The organism is Aquabacter spiritensis (genome assembly GCF_004346185.1).
Taxonomy (GTDB): domain Bacteria; phylum Pseudomonadota; class Alphaproteobacteria; order Rhizobiales; family Xanthobacteraceae; genus Aquabacter; species Aquabacter spiritensis.
Map to the genome: position 1 here is coordinate 19,780 of NZ_SMAI01000020.1, position 15,208 is coordinate 34,987.

Annotated in this window: 18 protein-coding genes and 1 tRNA gene; 11 read left to right on the forward strand and 8 right to left on the reverse strand. The window is 69.3% G+C overall.

Annotated features, from left to right (window positions below; genetic code table 11):
- Nucleotides 1-74 precede the first annotated feature (74 nt).
- The 5 genes from EDC64_RS21980 (at nucleotide 75) to EDC64_RS22000 (ending at nucleotide 4,204) form a co-directional block, all read left to right on the forward strand.
- Nucleotides 75-734, forward strand: coding sequence for a zinc ribbon domain-containing protein (locus EDC64_RS21980; RefSeq protein WP_132035695.1), 660 nt, complete (start codon nucleotides 75-77; stop codon nucleotides 732-734).
- Nucleotides 731-1,453 (forward strand): HAD-IA family hydrolase, encoded by a 723-nt coding sequence (locus EDC64_RS21985; RefSeq protein WP_132035698.1) that lies wholly within the window; start codon nucleotides 731-733, stop codon nucleotides 1,451-1,453. Before EDC64_RS21980 ends, EDC64_RS21985 begins: the two co-directional genes overlap by 4 nt.
- The gene (locus EDC64_RS21990) at nucleotides 1,441-2,211 is read left to right on the forward strand and encodes an ATP12 family chaperone protein (protein ID WP_132035701.1); all 771 of its coding nucleotides are present in this window, start codon (nucleotides 1,441-1,443) and stop codon (nucleotides 2,209-2,211) included. The genes EDC64_RS21985 and EDC64_RS21990 overlap by 13 nt, the downstream gene beginning before the upstream one ends.
- A gap of 72 nt (nucleotides 2,212-2,283) precedes the next feature.
- The gene (locus EDC64_RS21995) at nucleotides 2,284-2,835 is read left to right on the forward strand and encodes a CoA-binding protein (RefSeq protein ID WP_132035704.1); all 552 of its coding nucleotides are present in this window, start codon (nucleotides 2,284-2,286) and stop codon (nucleotides 2,833-2,835) included.
- A 91-nt stretch (nucleotides 2,836-2,926) separates the two neighbouring features.
- A complete protein-coding gene (locus tag EDC64_RS22000; RefSeq protein WP_132035707.1) occupies nucleotides 2,927-4,204 on the forward strand; it encodes an O-acetylhomoserine aminocarboxypropyltransferase in 1,278 nt (425 codons plus the stop codon).
- Here the strand turns inward: EDC64_RS22000 and EDC64_RS22005 are convergent.
- On the reverse strand, nucleotides 4,189-5,280 hold the full coding sequence (locus EDC64_RS22005; protein WP_132035709.1) for a COX15/CtaA family protein: 1,092 nt from the start codon (nucleotides 5,278-5,280) through the stop codon (nucleotides 4,189-4,191). The genes EDC64_RS22000 and EDC64_RS22005 overlap by 16 nt on opposite strands.
- A gap of 125 nt (nucleotides 5,281-5,405) precedes the next feature.
- Here EDC64_RS22005 and EDC64_RS22010 point away from each other — a divergent pair, with 125 nt between their 5' ends.
- Entirely contained in the window at nucleotides 5,406-5,621 is a 216-nt protein-coding gene (locus tag EDC64_RS22010) for a DUF2842 domain-containing protein (protein WP_132035712.1), read from the forward strand.
- A 52-nt stretch (nucleotides 5,622-5,673) separates the two neighbouring features.
- On the opposite strand, the gene EDC64_RS22015 is transcribed toward EDC64_RS22010, so the two are convergent.
- Entirely contained in the window at nucleotides 5,674-7,059 is a 1,386-nt protein-coding gene (locus tag EDC64_RS22015; RefSeq protein WP_132035715.1) for a P-loop NTPase family protein, read from the reverse strand.
- Between the two features lie 98 nt (nucleotides 7,060-7,157).
- Nucleotides 7,158-7,985: an enoyl-CoA hydratase gene (locus EDC64_RS22020; protein ID WP_132035717.1), complete on the reverse strand. Its 828-nt coding sequence runs from the start codon at nucleotides 7,983-7,985 to the stop codon at nucleotides 7,158-7,160.
- A gap of 75 nt (nucleotides 7,986-8,060) precedes the next feature.
- On the opposite strand from EDC64_RS22020, the gene EDC64_RS22025 reads away from it, so the two are divergent.
- The 3 genes from EDC64_RS22025 to rpsI all read left to right on the forward strand — a co-directional run bounded on the left by EDC64_RS22025 (nucleotide 8,061) and on the right by rpsI (nucleotide 9,670).
- A complete protein-coding gene (locus EDC64_RS22025; RefSeq protein WP_132035720.1) occupies nucleotides 8,061-8,528 on the forward strand; it encodes a PaaI family thioesterase in 468 nt (155 codons plus the stop codon).
- Between the two features lie 205 nt (nucleotides 8,529-8,733).
- Nucleotides 8,734-9,195 (forward strand): 50S ribosomal protein L13, encoded by a 462-nt coding sequence (gene rplM, locus EDC64_RS22030; RefSeq protein ID WP_132035723.1) that lies wholly within the window; start codon nucleotides 8,734-8,736, stop codon nucleotides 9,193-9,195.
- Nucleotide 9,196: 1 nt separating this feature from the next.
- Nucleotides 9,197-9,670 carry a 30S ribosomal protein S9 gene (gene rpsI, locus EDC64_RS22035; RefSeq protein ID WP_132035726.1) on the forward strand — a complete coding sequence of 158 codons (474 nt, stop codon included), beginning with the start codon at nucleotides 9,197-9,199 and terminating at the stop codon, nucleotides 9,668-9,670.
- Between the two features lie 135 nt (nucleotides 9,671-9,805).
- On the opposite strand, the gene EDC64_RS22040 is transcribed toward rpsI, so the two are convergent.
- The gene (locus tag EDC64_RS22040; protein ID WP_132035729.1) at nucleotides 9,806-10,147 is read right to left on the reverse strand and encodes a hypothetical protein; all 342 of its coding nucleotides are present in this window, start codon (nucleotides 10,145-10,147) and stop codon (nucleotides 9,806-9,808) included.
- Between the two features lie 238 nt (nucleotides 10,148-10,385).
- Between EDC64_RS22040 and EDC64_RS22045 the strand changes: the two genes are divergently transcribed.
- Nucleotides 10,386-11,555: a GGDEF domain-containing protein gene (locus tag EDC64_RS22045; RefSeq protein ID WP_132035732.1), complete on the forward strand. Its 1,170-nt coding sequence runs from the start codon at nucleotides 10,386-10,388 to the stop codon at nucleotides 11,553-11,555.
- A gap of 41 nt (nucleotides 11,556-11,596) precedes the next feature.
- Here the strand turns inward: EDC64_RS22045 and EDC64_RS22050 are convergent, their stop codons facing one another.
- Nucleotides 11,597-11,917, reverse strand: a complete 321-nt coding sequence (locus tag EDC64_RS22050) for a YXWGXW repeat-containing protein (protein WP_132035735.1) — start codon at nucleotides 11,915-11,917, stop codon at nucleotides 11,597-11,599.
- 132 nt (nucleotides 11,918-12,049) lie between these two features.
- Nucleotides 12,050-12,125: transfer RNA gene (locus EDC64_RS22055), tRNA-Lys, on the reverse strand.
- 180 nt (nucleotides 12,126-12,305) lie between these two features.
- Here EDC64_RS22055 and EDC64_RS22060 point away from each other — a divergent pair.
- A complete protein-coding gene (locus EDC64_RS22060; RefSeq protein WP_132035738.1) occupies nucleotides 12,306-13,469 on the forward strand; it encodes a M20 aminoacylase family protein in 1,164 nt (387 codons plus the stop codon).
- A gap of 65 nt (nucleotides 13,470-13,534) precedes the next feature.
- Here EDC64_RS22060 and EDC64_RS22065 read toward each other — a convergent pair whose 3' ends face one another.
- Nucleotides 13,535-13,783 carry a sulfurtransferase TusA family protein gene (locus tag EDC64_RS22065; RefSeq protein ID WP_132035741.1) on the reverse strand — a complete coding sequence of 83 codons (249 nt, stop codon included), beginning with the start codon at nucleotides 13,781-13,783 and terminating at the stop codon, nucleotides 13,535-13,537.
- A complete protein-coding gene (gene gltX / locus EDC64_RS22070) occupies nucleotides 13,780-15,195 on the reverse strand; it encodes a glutamate--tRNA ligase (RefSeq protein WP_132035744.1) in 1,416 nt (471 codons plus the stop codon). The genes EDC64_RS22065 and gltX overlap by 4 nt, the downstream gene beginning before the upstream one ends.
- Between the last annotated feature and the right edge of the window lie 13 nt (nucleotides 15,196-15,208).

Sequence of the window (15,208 nt, forward strand, 5' to 3'; positions counted from 1 at the left end):
CATCCGCGCGCCGTTCCCTGACGCCCCGAAGCACGCTAAAGGCTGCCCGGGGCACGCGTTCGAGGAGTTGATGCATGGGCCGAAAGCCCGATCTGTGTCCGAGCTGCGAAGCCCCGGTGCACCCCAAAGCGACCGAATGCCCCGATTGCGGCGCCGCTCTGCCCCGGCGCTCGCTTTTGCTTCCCGTCCTGGTCGGGGTCGCGGGCGTCTGCGTCGCGCTGCTCGCCGGCGCCGCGGTGTGGATCGTGCTCGGGCCGGCGGGATCCGCGCCGCCGGCTCCGCCGCAGGTCGCGGTCGCGCCGCCGCCGCCCGCCCCGGAGCCGGTTCCCTCGGCCCCGCCTGCCGCCTTGCCTCCGCCTGCCGCCGCACCGCAGAGCGACAGCGCGGTCCAATCCGAGCCCCCGCCCGCCGAGGCGCCGCTGCCGCTGCCGCAGGTCCGGCCCGGTACGGCGGGTCCGCCGGCCGACGCGGCCGCGCGCCGCGAACTGGCGCGGATGACGCAGGACAATTTCGTTCAGAACGGCCTGGACATGAAGGTCTCGGCGACAGGCCCGGACAGCAAGGTGATGAGCATCGTCTTCTCGTTTCCAGCGAAGACGGCGGTCGAACTTATCGTCGGCGGACCGTTTCCCCGCCAGTGCCGGGCCCGCGGATTCACGTCCATCGACTTTGTCGACCCGTCCGGCGCAGCCTGGGTCTATGACATCGCCACCGATCAGTTGACGGCGAAATGAGCGGCGCCCCCCTCAAACTGGTGCTGTTCGATTGCGACGGGACATTGGTCGACGGCCAGCATATGATCGTCGCGGCGATGAGCGCGGCGCATCGCGTGCGCGGACTCGCCGTGCCGCCGCGCGACGCGATTCTCTCGGTGGTCGGTCTTTCGCTGCCGGAGACGTTTGCGGTGCTTTCGCAAGGCGATCCCGCCTATCCCGTCGAAGCTCTGGTCGAGGGCTACAAGACCGCCTTTCATCAATTGCGCGACGCGCATCCGATGGAGCCGATGTATGCCGGGACGAGGACGGCCGTGGCGGCGCTGCGCGCGGAGGCGCAGACGCTGCTCGGCATCGTCACCGGAAAGTCGCGGCGCGGGGTGGCGCGGGTGCTCGAAGCCCACGCCATGGAGGGCTGGTTCTCCACCATCCAGACGGCCGAGGATGCGCCGTCCAAGCCCGATCCGGCCATGGTGCGTCAGGCCATGGCGGAGGTCGGCGGCGTGCCGGAGGCGACCGTCGTGATCGGCGACACCACCTATGACATGGAGATGGCCAAGGCGGCGGGCGCCTTCGCCATCGGTGTCGGCTGGGGCTATCATCCCCCCGACAAACTCGTCGCGGCGGGGGCCGACGAACTCGTAGAGGATGCCCGGCGTTTGCCCGATGCCGTGCGGGCCCTGCTGGCGCGGCACGCGGCACGGCGGACGGCGCGGGAGGTCGGACGATGCGCGACTTGATCGGAGACGTTCCGATGGGCCGGGATCCCGTCGATGCCGCCCGGGCCGGGCAGCGTCCGCCTTTGCCGAAGCGCTTCTACAGCGCGGTGACCGTGGACCGCGACGCCGGCGGCGCGTACCGGATCCTGCTCGACGGGCGCCCCGTGCGCACCCCCGCGCGGGCGGTCCTCGCGGTGCCCGACCTGAGACTGGCGGAGGCGCTGGCGGCCGAATGGGCGGCGCAGGACACCGAGATCGACCCGTTCCGCATGCCGCTGACCCGGCTCGTCAACGTGGCGCTCGACGGCGTCGCGCGCGATCCCGAGGCGGCGATCGCCGAGATCCTGCAATATGCCGGCACCGATCTCCTGTGCTACCGCGCCGAGGCGCCGGAGGCGCTGGTGGCGCGGCAGGGCGCGCTCTGGGATCCGGTCCTCGACTGGTACGCCGCGGCGCACGGTGCGCGTTTCATGCTCAGTGCCGGGATCCGGCACGTCGCCCAGCCGCCGCGCGCGCTGGAGCGGGTCGCCGCGCTGATCCCGCGCGAGGCCCTGCGCCTGACGGCGGTGCTGTCCCTGACCGGCCTGATGGGCTCCGCGCTCCTCGCCCTCGCGCTGGCGCAGGGCCGGCTCGGGGCGGCGGAGGCGTGGGCGGCCGCCCATGTGGACGAGGATTGGAACCGGGCGCAATGGGGCGAGGACGACCTCGCGTCCCAGCGGCGCGCGGCGCGCGAGGTCGAGATGCAGGCGGCCGCGACGCTGCTGCGGCTTCTGGACTGAGGCGATGCGCTCTTTCGCTGCCACAGCGGTGTCCGACCCGCCGAGGCCCGTCGCCACAGGCCGGAGGGGGCCATGAACCACGACCGTTACGACGACAGCTATATTCGCGAAATCCTGCGCGGCGTGAAGACGGTCGCGGTGGTCGGCGCCAGCGCCAATCCGGCGCGACCTTCCTTCTTCGTCGCCAAATATCTCGCCGAGCGCGGCTTCTCGGTGTTTCCGGTCAATCCCGGGCAGGCGGGAAAGACGATCGCCGGCATGACGGCCTATGCCCGCCTCGCGGATGTTCCGGCGGCGATCGACATGGTGGACGTGTTCCGCGCCGCCGAGCATCTGCCGGGCGTGCTGGACGAGGTGCTGGCGCTCGATCCGCGGCCGAAAGTGCTGTGGATGCAGCAAGGCGTGCGGCACGACGAGACCGCGGCGCGCGCCGAGGCGGCGGGCCTGAAAGTGGTGATGAATCGCTGCCCCAAGATCGAATATGGCCGCCTGTCCGGTGAGATCGGATGGACCGGGGTCAACAGCCGGACCATCTCGGCCAAGCGCCCGCAGCGGCTCGGCACCGGGGTTCAGCGCCTGTCGCTCGACCGCACGCCGCCGGGAGGAAAACCGCGCGGAGAATGAGGCGGCCGCGCGGCTTGCCGCCCCGCGCCGCTTGTGTCCTGTTAAGGCCGCTTGGCCCAAAGCCCATAAAGATAATGACGAGGAGAGCGCCATGACCCATCGCGAGCCCGGCTTTGCGACCCTTGCCGTCCATGCCGGCGCCCAGCCCGATCCCACGACCGGAGCGCGGGCGACGCCGATCTACCAGACCACTTCCTTCGTCTTCGACGATGTCGATCACGCGGCGGCTCTGTTCGGTCTCCAGACCTTCGGCAACATCTATACCCGGATCGGCAACCCGACCAATGCGGTGCTGGAGGAGCGCGTGGCTGCGCTCGAAGGCGGCACGGCGGCGCTGGCGGTGGCCTCCGGCCACGCCGCCCAGCATCTCGTGTTCCACACCTTGCTGACGCCGGGCGACGAGTTCGTCGCCTCCCGCAAGCTCTATGGCGGCTCGATCAATCAGTTCACCCATGCCTTCAAGAGCTATGGCTGGAACGTGGTGTGGGCGGACCCGGACGAGCCGGGCGCCTTCGAGCGCGCCGTCACCGACCGCACCAAGGCGATCTTCACCGAGACCATCGCCAATCCGGGCGGCGTGGTGTGCGACATCGCGGCGATTTCGGCGGTGGCGAAGCGGGCCGGGGTGCCGCTGATCGTCGACAACACGCTGGCGACCCCCTATCTGTGGCGGCCGATCGAGCACGGCGCCGACATCGTCATCCATTCCGCCACCAAGTTCCTCGGCGGCCACGGCAATTCGATCGGCGGCGTGATCGTGGACGCGGGCACGTTCGACTGGTCGGCCTCCGGGCGCTACCCCTTTCTGTCGCAGCCGCGGCCGGAATATCAGGGCATCGTGCTGCACGAGACGTTCGGCAATTTCGCCTTCGCGATCGCCGCCCGGGTGCTCGGCCTGCGCGATCTCGGGCCGGCTTTGTCGCCGTTCAACGCCTTTCTCCTCTTGACCGGTATCGAGACGCTCGGCCTGCGCATGAAGCAGCACAGCGAGAATGCGCTGGCCGTGGCGCGCTATCTCGCCAAGCATCCCGCGGTCGACTGGGTCAGCTATCCCGGCCTCGAGGGCGATCGCTATCACGGCCTCGCCCGGCGCTATCTGCCGCGCGGCGCCGGCGCCGTCTTCACCTTCGGGCTGAAGGGTGGCTACGAAGCCGGCACGGCCTTGGTCTCCAAGGTGCAATTGTTCTCGCACCTCGCCAATATCGGCGACACGCGCTCGCTGATCATCCATCCCGCCTCGACCACCCACCGCCAGCTTTCCGACGAAGCCAAGGCGGCGGCGGGCGCGGGGCCGGAAGTGGTGCGCCTGTCGGTCGGCATCGAGGATGTCGGCGACATCATCGCCGACCTCGATCAGGCGCTCGCCTGAGGCACGCCTCCGGACGCCGGGGCCGGGGCCGTGCGGGCGCCGGCCCGGACGAGGTCGACCGCGTGCAGGGTCGCGGCGATCAGCACCACGGCCGCACCGAACTGGTGCGCGAGGGCGATGTCGAGCGGCACGACGAGGACCAAGGTCAGGATGCCCAGGGCCGCCTGACCGCTGACCAGAGCGAACAGCAGCACGGATTGCGACGCGGCGGCCCCGCCGTGTCGAACCGATCGGAGCATGTGGACCAGCACCGCCAGCCACAGGGCGTAGGCGATCATGCGGTGCTGGAACTGCACCATCATCACATTCTCGAAGAGATTGCGCCAAGCGGGCGCGAGCAGGCCGAGCTTGTCGAGCGCCGGCACGAGGGCGCCGTCCATCAGCGGCCAGGTGTTGAAGGTCATCCCGGCATCGAGGCCGGCGACCAGCCCGCCCGCGAAGATCTGCACCAGGACGAGGCCGAGAATCGCCAGCGCGCCGCGCCGCAGGCCGGTGTCCGCGGCGAGGCTGCGGGCTGGCGTCAGGCCGCGCGCCACCGCGACGATCGCCGCCAGGATCAGGCAGGCGAGGGTGAGATGGATGGCCAGCCGGTATTGGCTGACCGAGGTGCGCTCGGACAGGCCCGAGGCGACCATCCACCAGCCGATCGCCCCCTGCAGGCCGCCGAGCAGGAACAGGCCGAGGCATTGCACCGCGAGCCGCCCGCGGATCGCGCCGCGCGCCAGGAAATAGAGATAGGGCAGCAGGAAGGCGAGGCCGATCACCCGGCCGAGCAGGCGATGCGCCCATTCCCACCAGAAGATCTGCTTGAAGGCCTCGAGCCCCATGCCCTTATTGAGGATCTCGTACTGGGGAATCGTCTTGTATTTGTCGAATTCGGCCTGCCAGGCCGCCTCCGAGAGCGGCGGGAGCGTGCCGGTGACCGGCTTCCATTCGGTGATGGAGAGGCCGGACTCGGTCAGGCGCGTCGCTCCGCCGACGACGATCATCAGGACGATCAAAGCGGCGACGCCATAAAGCCAGAGGCGCACGGATCCGACATGCTTGCCTTGCGCATCCGCCTCGGACTGCACCATGGTCACGCGCTCCGATTTCACCCCCCGGCGGCATCCGATATAGAGCGGGGAGGGCAGGCGCAAGGCGACGCGCTGTCCCGGTGCGCGCAAGCGTCGCCCGACGTGTCGATCGAGAGGAGAGGTCCATGCCCCAGCGCATCCGCAAGCTGATCGGAACCGTGCTTCTGCTGGCGCTGATGATGATCTGGGCGCTGGTCGCGATGGCGATCGCGCAGGGCCGGGTCACCGATCTGCCCTGGGCGCTCCAGACGGTGAGCTATATCGTCCTCGGGACGCTGTGGGTGATTCCCGCCGGATTGCTGATCCGCTGGATGGAGCGCCCCAACCGGACCCGATCCTGAGTCTCAGGATATGTCTTTAAGCGCCTATAAATAAACAACAAAACGCGACTCTTCAAGCGACGACAGAAGTCGGGAGCGGCGAGTCGTCCCGATCGGCAGGGGCATGCATGCGCAGCATGAGAACATGGCTGATGCCCTGCGCGGCCAGCGCGTCATAAGCCTCCACATTGACCGGCGCCTCGTCCGCCTCCTCCACGCAGGCCACCAGAGGATCGAGCGGGGCAAGGCGCGCCGCACCGGCCGTCCCGTGCAGGACAGGCGCGGCGACCACCACGAAATCATAAGTTTGCCGCAAGGCATTCAGAATGAGAATCAACCGTTCCGCGGCCACCACGCTGGGCCCGCCGCGGGCATGGCGCCCCGGCGGGATGACATGGGCGCGCGACAGCGGGTCGCGGTGGATCGTCTCGCCGAAGCCGGCGACGCCGAACAGCATCTCGGCCATGCCGGGGGCCCAGGGATCCGAGATCAGGCTCGCCAGCTCGCCGGACGCCCCGTCGAGCGCGACCAAGGCCACGCGGCTGTCTTCGGCGAGGTGCCGCGCGAGTCGGATCGCACACAGGGCCGAGATGTCGGACGGCGTCTCGGCCGTCACGACGATCAGCCGGGCCTCGCCGCTGCCCATAGGGGGGAGGGCGCGGGCATGGGCGGCGATCCGGCCGATCGCCTCGTCCGGGGCGAGGCCGGCGCCGTCGCAGGCGTCGAGCCAGGCGACGGAGCGATGCGAGGGGACTTGCTGGGGCAGCGGATCGCGCGCCGCGTCGCCGCGGCCGGCCGGTCGCCCCTGAAGATGAACGGTGAGCAGCGCCAGGGCGCCAGCCAGCGCTACGAGTGCGGTCGTGAGCTGCCAGGGCGGCAGATCGCGGATTGCGGACGAGACCGGCGGCGGTCCGGCCCGCAAAGCCGGCAGGGCCTCGCTGCCCGAAGGCGCCGATTCCCGGGCGCCGGCCTGGAGCGCGGTGAAGGCCGAGAGATAGGCCGCGACGGCGCGTGCGGCAATGTCCGCTCGGTCCGCGGACACGACGAGATCGAGCGTCCGCCCGCCATGCTGCGGGGTCACCGTGAGATCATCGGCAAGTTGCGCGGCGGCCCGCTCGCGTTGCGGCGCGCCGTCGGGCACCAGCCAAGCGGGCGGGAAGAGGCCGCGATCGCGTGCCGCGAGCCGCGCGACGTCGGCCGGCGCGAGCCGGTCGAGCACTGCCGCGGCAAGTTCGCGCGAGCGTAGAACCTGGATGATGCCACGCACGGTGGCGGGCGCCGGCTGGGTCGCGATATCGAAGGCCAGGGTGCCCTGCGCGCTGTAGCGCGAGGGCAGGATCAGGCTCGCGACCAAAAGCGCGAACAGCAGCCAGATGACCAGCAGCAGACGCGCGGGTGCCGCCAGCCTCTCCCGGAGAGGGAGGCGGAGGACGTGGTGTCTGGCAGATCCACTCTGCATCGGCCCGATCCTGGACGCACGGCACGCTGCCGCAGCGTCCCAAATTGGACCCTCATGGTTTATGGAAGGTAAATGCCGCCTTGACGTCGGCGTGCGGATCAGCGGTCCTCCCAGACCGGGTGGCGCTTGGACAGGACGGCGGAAATGCCCTCGTCGGCATCGCGCGCCAGCATATTCGTCGTCATGACATCCGAAGCGAAGGCATAAGCGTCGTCCAGCGTCATCTCGGCCTGGCGGTAGAAGGCCGCCTTGCCGAGCTTGACGGGCACCTGCGAGCGGGCGGCGATGCGCCGCGCGAGCGTCAGGGCCGCTGCGATCGCTTCGCCTTCGGGCACGACGCGGTTGACCAGCCCCATGCGAAAGGCGTCGTCGGCCTCGACCCAATCGCCGAGCAGCAGCATCTCCATCGCGTGCTTGGACGAGACCGCGCGGGTCAGCGCGACCATGGGGGTGTGGCAGAACAGGCCGATATTGACGCCCGGCGTGCAGAAGCGCGCCGCCTGGCCGGCAACCGCGAGGTCGCAGCTCGCCACGAGCTGGCAGCCGGCCGCGGTCGCAAGACCCTCGACCGCCGCGATGACCGGTTGTGGCAGGCGGACGATCGCCGTCATCAGCGCCGCGCAGCGCCCCAGAACATCGGCATAATAAGCCTGTCCGCGGTCGGCATCGCCGCGATGGGCCTGAATTTCCTTCAAATCGTGCCCGGCGGAAAACACCGGCCCCTCGGCGCAGAGCACGACGGCGCGCACCGCCGAATCCCCCGCAATAGCCGCGAGATGGCCGGACAAGGCGGCCATGGTGGCGTCCGACAGGCTGTTGCGGCTCGCCGGCCGTGCGAGCGTGAGGGTGGCGATGCCTTCCGCATCGACCCTGAGGACGGGGGTGGGCAAGGCGGTTTCCGCACGGGCTGTGCTGGCCGGGGACATGGCGGCTCCTCTTCGGCGCGTTGAACTTTTTACCGCCTACTTTATGCAGGTCGGGGTCGCGAAGCGAGGGGAGCCATGCGGACAGGGGAGACGGGACGGGGGGAGACCGGGACGGGGGCGCCGCCGGCAGTGTCCGTGGCGGATCTGGATCGCTTCCTCGCGCAGGAATTTCCCCAGGCCTTCGGCGCGGGCCGTCCCCACGCCATCGTCGAGCTCGGGAACGGGACCGCCACCGTCCGGCTCGATGCGGGGGAGGCGCATCTGCGCCCGGGCGGGACGGTCTCCGGCCCGGCTTTGATGATGCTCGCGGACGTCGCCATGTATGTCGCGCTGCTCGGGCGGATCGGCCTCGTCCCGCTGGCGGTGACGACCAATCTGTCGATCAACTTTCTGCGCAAGCCAGCGCCCGGCGCTGTCTTCGCCGATGCCCGGCTGATGAAGGTGGGCAAGCGGCTCGCGGTCGGCGATGTCGCTCTCAGGGGCGCCGAAGGGACCGATCTGGTAGCGCATTGCGTGGCCACCTATTCGATTCCCGCCCGGTAAGTGGGTCGCGACGCCCGGAAACCCCCGGTTTAAAGGCGCTTGACTGGTGGTGTTATCGCACCATTTTTATAAGTCATTGTTTTATAATATGTTTTTGTGAATGGATCGCATTGACCGAGCGCGCGGCGTGCGCTAGAAGCCACGCCATCGCCGGACTGTCCGTGCCTCGTGCGCGGCTCCGGCCTTCTTATTCGGAAACCGATCCATGAAAACGTATTCGGCCAAGCCTGCCGATATCGAGAAGAAGTGGGTGGTGATCGACGCCAGCGGCCTCGTCGTCGGCCGGCTCGCGACCATCATCGCCATGCGCCTCAAGGGCAAGCACCGCCCGATCTATACCCCGCACGTCGATTGCGGCGACAATGTCGTCGTGGTGAATGCGGAGAAGGTGGTTCTGACCGGTCGCAAGCTCGACCAGAAGGTCTATTACCACCATACCGGCTTCCCCGGCGGCATCAAGGAACGCAGCGCCAAGTTCATCCTCGAGGGGCGCTTCCCGGAGCGCATCATCGAGAAGGCGGTGGAGCGCATGCTCGCGCGCGGTCCGCTCGGCCGGAAGATCATGGGCAATCTGCGCGTCTATAAGGGCCCGTCGCACCCCCACGAGGCCCAGCAGCCGGTCGCCCTCGATGTGGCGAGCCTCAACCGGAAGAATGTGAGGAACTGACATGGCCGAGGTTCTGCAGTCCCTCGATTCCCTCAATGTCCGCGCCGACGTGCCGGAGGCCCCGGTCCATGTCCAGAAGCTGGACAAGTTCGGCCGGGCCTATGCCACCGGCAAGCGCAAGGACGCGGTCGCCCGCGTGTGGGTGCGCCCCGGCACCGGCAAGATCACGGTCAACGACCGCGACGTGGAAATCTATTTCGCGCGTCCCGTGCTGCGTCTGATGATCAATCAGCCGTTCCAGACCGCGGCCCGCGAGGGTCAGTACGACGTGGTCTGCACGGTGTCCGGCGGCGGGCTTTCCGGTCAGGCCGGCGCGCTGCGCCACGGTATCTCGCGGGCGCTCACCTTCTACGAGCCGGAGCTGCGCGCCCCGCTCAAGAAGGGTGGCTTCCTGACCCGCGACAGCCGCGTGGTCGAGCGCAAGAAGTACGGCCGGGCCAAGGCACGCCGCAGCTTCCAGTTCTCGAAGCGCTGACCAGCGTTTCAACCGCGTTCCAGGCGGGGCTTCGGCCCCGCCTTTTTTATGGCGCAGGCGGCGAGCGATCACGGCGCCGCACGGACGGGTCCGCCCCGGTTGCCCGGACCGTCGACCAGCGCACGGTAAAAAGTGTCAGAAGCTCGGCGTGTCGCCGGGGAGCGGGCTCCACTGGCCGTTCGCGGTCGGATCGCCGGGAGGCGAAGAGCCCATGAAGCCGTCGACATTCGGCGGGAACACATAATCCTCGTTGCGGCCGCCGCCGATTCCGACGTCCGGCTTGATCGCCGGACCGGGGCCGGGATCGAGATAGCTGCCCTGCGGGATCACCGGCAGGTTGATCACGTTCGGATTGCGCGGCGTGATGACGATGTGCTGCTGGCTGTTCTGGGCCAAAGCGGGGTGCGTCGCGGCCGCGCCCAAAGCGCCGCCGAGGCCGAGCGCAGCGCCGCAGATCAGATACCAAGCCTTGCGCATCGCTCATCCCCCACGCTTGTCCCGTTTCGCATAGGCGAGCCAGGGGAGATTGGCAAGCAGTGCGCCGCGGGCGGGGAGGATCGGCGCACCGGTGCCGGATATGACAGTTCTCGGAACACGGAAATTTTGCTAATTCTCAGGCTGCAGCTTGCGGCTTGGTCAGGAAGACGCCTGCGCACCATTGCCCTTTGGGGGAAGGGCGCCTGAAACCGCATGCTGGGACCTGCACCCGGGTCACATGAAGATCGATATTTTTACGATCTACGTCTTCCTGCTGTGCCTCGCCTGTGCCTTCGGCATGGTCTGGGCGATCGTTTGGCGCGCCTATGCGCATGTCGCGGGAGTCTCCGCCTGGGCGGCGTCCAGCCTGTGCCTCGCCTGCGCCGGGGCGTTTCTCGTCGCACACGGACTTTCCGGGGACGAGGACGTCAGCCTCGCCGCCAGGATCTGTATCACCTTCGGCCTGTGCCTGTTCTGGGTCGGCGCCCGGCGGTTCACCGGGCAGAGCGCGGCCTGGCCGATGGTCGCGGCGATCGTCGCCGCCGACCTCGTCTTCGCGCTCGCGACCCAGGGCCGCGCCGTCGCGCAATCGATCGGGTTCAGCGTCAGCGGGGCGGTCGTCTTCGGCCTCGTCATCCAGACCCTGCTGCCACACGTCGCCACCTCGCCCGCCGCCCGTCTCTCGGTCCTGTCCCTGGCGGTGGCGATCCTCGGCGAAGGGCTGCGGGCGGTCATCGTCGTGATGTTCGCGATGGATGTGCTTCCCGAAACGCTGTCGCGGCCGATCGGCCTGTTCGCCGTCATCTGCATGAGCTTCGGAATCGTCACCTGCCATTTCGGCTTCATCCTCGCCGTCATGGAGCGGGTGCGGTTCGAATTGTCCACCCTGGTCGTGGTCGACGAACTCACCGGCCTCGCGAGCCGGCGCCATTTCCTCAGCCAGCTGGGGATCGAACTCGGCCGCGCGCAACGCACCGGGCGCGCCTTCTGCCTGCTCGTGGTCGATGTCGATGCGTTCAAGGCGATCAACGATGCCCACGGCCATGCGGCCGGGGACCTGTGCCTGCGCCGCTTCGGGGAAATCGCCTCGACCCGGCTCAGGCGGCGCGACGTCGTCGCCCGGCTCGGCGGCGACGAGTTCGGCATCATCCTGCCGGAGACGCGGCTCGACGAGGCGATGCGTGTCGCGGAAGATCTGCGGCTGGCGGTGCGCGAATCCCCTGCGCTGTACAAGGAGCAGGAAATCGTCCTGGCGGTGTCGATCGGGGTCACGGAATGGGACCCGCTGCGCGCATCGACCATCGAGGACCTGGTCGGAGATGCCGACCGCGCGCTCTACTGGGCGAAGGAAAGCGGCCGCGACCGCGTCGCCTTCTTTCCCGGCCCGATGCAGCCGGTGACCGAATAAGTGCGGCAGTCGGTCCGCCAGGCGAAGGGCCGAGCAGGGCGTCAGCGCACCCAGCGGCCCGGCACGAATACCCAGGTCCCGCGTCGGCGCACCCAGCTCGGTCCGATATAGCGAAAGCCCGGCCGTCCCCGCACCCAGGCGCCGGGCACCCAGACATAGCGGCGCGCGCGCGGGCTGAAGGTCCAATGTCCGGGGATCCAGACATAGCCGCGGCGCGGCGGCGGCAGCCGTTCCGCCCGCAATGGCGGCGGGGGACCCGGCGGTCCCCATTGGGCCTGCGCCGCATCCCTTGGGAGAATCGCCGCCGCGGGGGCGAGCGCGGCCGCGGCGAGAAGGTTGAAGAAGCTGCGGCGCGACAACATGAACGGGTCCTCGTCTGTCAGCGGGCGCGCAGGAGAGGATGGCCGGATGGCCGGTTCAAGGCAGCGCGGCCGCGGCCGTTTTTCGCGCCAGGTCCCGCAAATCGGGCCGGAATGGGGCGGATGCAATGGAGATGGTGAGCCCGTCGGGATTCGAACCCGAGACCCCATGATTAAAAGTCACGTGCTCTACCGGCTGAGCTACGGGCTCACTGAGGGGGCGTAGGTAGGCCGGCCGGCGCCGGGGGTCAAGTCCGGGAAAGGCGATCCGGCGCCGTTGATCGCGCTTCCGGCCGCCCCCCTCCGGGCGGCTGCGGCGGGGCGGACGGCGGTGCGCCGCATTGACCCGTTCCGCCCGGGCGCGCACCATCGCGGTGCGAGGGAGCGTAAAATGCCTGTGATCAATCGCATCGCCGATGCCGCGGACGAACTCACCGCCTGGCGGCGTCACCTGCATGAAACGCCGGAACTGATGTACGACCTGCCGCAGACCGCGGCCTTCGTCGCGGAGCGCCTGCGCGCCTTCGGCTGCGACGAGGTGGTGACCGGGATCGGCCGCAGCGGCGTCGTCGGGGTGATCAAAGGGCAGGGCGACGCCACGCGCGCGGTCGCGCTGCGCGCCGACATGGATGCGCTGCCGATCCACGAATCGACCGGCGCGGCCTATGCCTCGCGCAATCCGGGCAAGATGCATGCCTGCGGCCATGACGGCCACACCACCATGCTGCTCGGCGCCGCCCGCCATCTCGCCGAAACGCGTCGCTTCGCCGGCAGCGCCATCCTGGTGTTCCAGCCGGCCGAAGAGGGCGGCGCCGGCGGGCGCGCCATGGTCGAGGACGGGCTGATGGACCGCTTCGCGATCGAGGAGGTCTACGGCATGCACAATCTGCCGGGCCTGCCGGTCGGCCGGTTCGCGCTGCGCGAGGGCGCGATCATGGCGTCCGCCGACCATGTCGAGATCATCGTGGCGGGGCGGGGCGCCCATGCCGCGCGCCCGGACCAGGGAATCGACGCGGTGCTGACCGGCGCCTCGATCGTCACCGCCTTGCAGCAGGTGGTGGCGCGCAACGTCGATCCGCTGGCGTCCGGGGTCGTCTCGATTTCGATGTTCCATGCCGGGGACGCCGACAATGTCCTGCCGCAGACCGCCCGCCTCGTCGGCACGATGCGCAGCCTGAGCCCCGCCGTGCGGCAGCAATTGCGCGCCCGCGTGCGTCAGGTGGCGGAGGGGGTCGGCGCGGCGTTCGGGGCCTCGGTGACGGTCGACATCGCGGAGGGCTATCCCGCCACCCTGAACCATGCCGACCAGACGGCATTCGCCCGCGCGGTCGCCGAAGAGGTGGTCGGCGCGGCGCAGGTCGATTGGGATGCGCCGCCGCTGATGGCCGCCGAGGACTTCGCTTATATGCTGGAGGCGCGGCCGGGCGCCTATTTGTTCATCGGCAATGGCGACAGTGCCGGGCTCCACCACCCGGCTTATGATTTCAGCGATGCGGCCCTGCCGGTGGGCGCATCCTTCTGGGTGCGGCTGATCGAGCGCGCCCTGCCGCTCTGAGATCCGACCGGAGGCTGCGGCCACGCCCAAATCGGGCTCACGTCAGCGCTCCATTCGGGCGGGAATCAGCGCCGCAGCCGGAACGTCAGAAGGCCCGGCTCGATCTGCTTGTCCTCCAGCGCCGCGCCGGTCTCCTGCGCGAGATGGGGAATGTCGATCACCGCCATCGGATCGGTGCAGGTGACGACGAGGGCCGTGCCGGGGGCGAGGCGGGTGAGCGCCTTGCGCGTGTGCAGCGCCGGCAAGGGGCATTTCAGCCCGCGCAGATCGAGATGCACGTCGCCGCGCTCCGGCGGCGCGGGTTTCGCGCTCATACGGCCTGGTCCCGCAGCCGGGCGAGGCTTTCCGCGCGGCCGAGCACCGCCAGCACGTCGAAGATCGGCGGCGATGTGGTGCGACCGGTGAGCGCGGCGCGCAGCGGCTGGGCGACGGCGCCGAGCTTCACGCCGGTCTCCTGGGCATAGGCGCGCACCACCTCTTCGGTCGCACCCGCAGTCCATTCCGCCGCTTCGAGCGGCGGCAGAAGACGGGCGAGATGGCCGCGGGCCTCGGGTGTCAGCAGAGCGGCGGCCTTCTCCTCCATCGGCAGAGGCCGCGCGGCGAACAGGAATTCGGCATTGTCGAGAAGCTCGACCAGGGTCTTCGCCCGCTCCTTCAGCCCCGGCATGGCAGCGAGCAACTGGGCGCGGCGCTCCGGCGTCATCCGTGCTTCGCGCACCGCTGCATCCGGCAGATGCGGGATCAGCGCCTCGACGGCGCAGAGCAGATCGGCGTCATCGGCTGCGCGCATATAATGGCCATTGAGATTTTCCAGCTTCTGGAAATCGAACCGCGCCGCCGAACGGCCGACGCGATCGAGATCGAAATGGCGGACCATCTCCTCGGTGGTGAACATTTCTTGGTCGCCGTGGCTCCAGCCGAGCCGGACGAGATAATTGCGCAGCGCCGCCGGCAGATATCCCATGTCGCGATAGGCGTCGACGCCGAGCGCGCCGTGACGCTTGGAGAGCTTCGCGCCGTCCGGTCCGTGGATCAGGGGGATGTGCGCCATAGCCGGCACGTCCCAGTCGAGCGCGCGATAGATCTGGGTCTGGCGCGCCGCATTGGTGAGGTGGTCGTCGCCTCGAATGACATGCGTGACGCCCATGTCGTGATCGTCCACCACGACCGCCAGCATATAGGTCGGATTGCCGTCGGAGCGCAGCAGGACGAGGTCGTCGAGATCCTTGTTGGGGAAGGTGACGGTGCCCTGGACCATGTCCTCGATCACGGTCGTGCCCTCCTGCGGTGCGCGCAGGCGGATCACCGGGGCGCGGTCCGCCGGCCGGTCGGCGGGGTCGCGGTCGCGCCAGCGGCCGTCATAGCGCGGCGGGCGTCCCTCCCGGCGGGCGCTCTCGCGCATCTCGTCCAGTTCTTCCGGAGTCGCATAGCAGGGATAGGCGTTGCCGCGGGCGATCATCTCCTCGACGGCCGCCCGGTGCCGCGCCGCGCGGGCGAATTGATAGACCACGTCCCCGTCCCACGTGATGCCCAGCCACGAGAGCCCTTCGATGATCGCGTCGATCGCCGGCTTGGTGGAGCGCTGGCGGTCGGTGTCCTCGATCCGCAGCAGCATCTTGCCGCCCTTGGCCTGTGCATAGAGCCAGTTGAACAGAGCGGTGCGCGCCCCGCCGATATGCAGGAAGCCGGTGGGCGAGGGGGCGAAGCGGGTGACGATCTCAGGCATCTTGTCCGGTCGG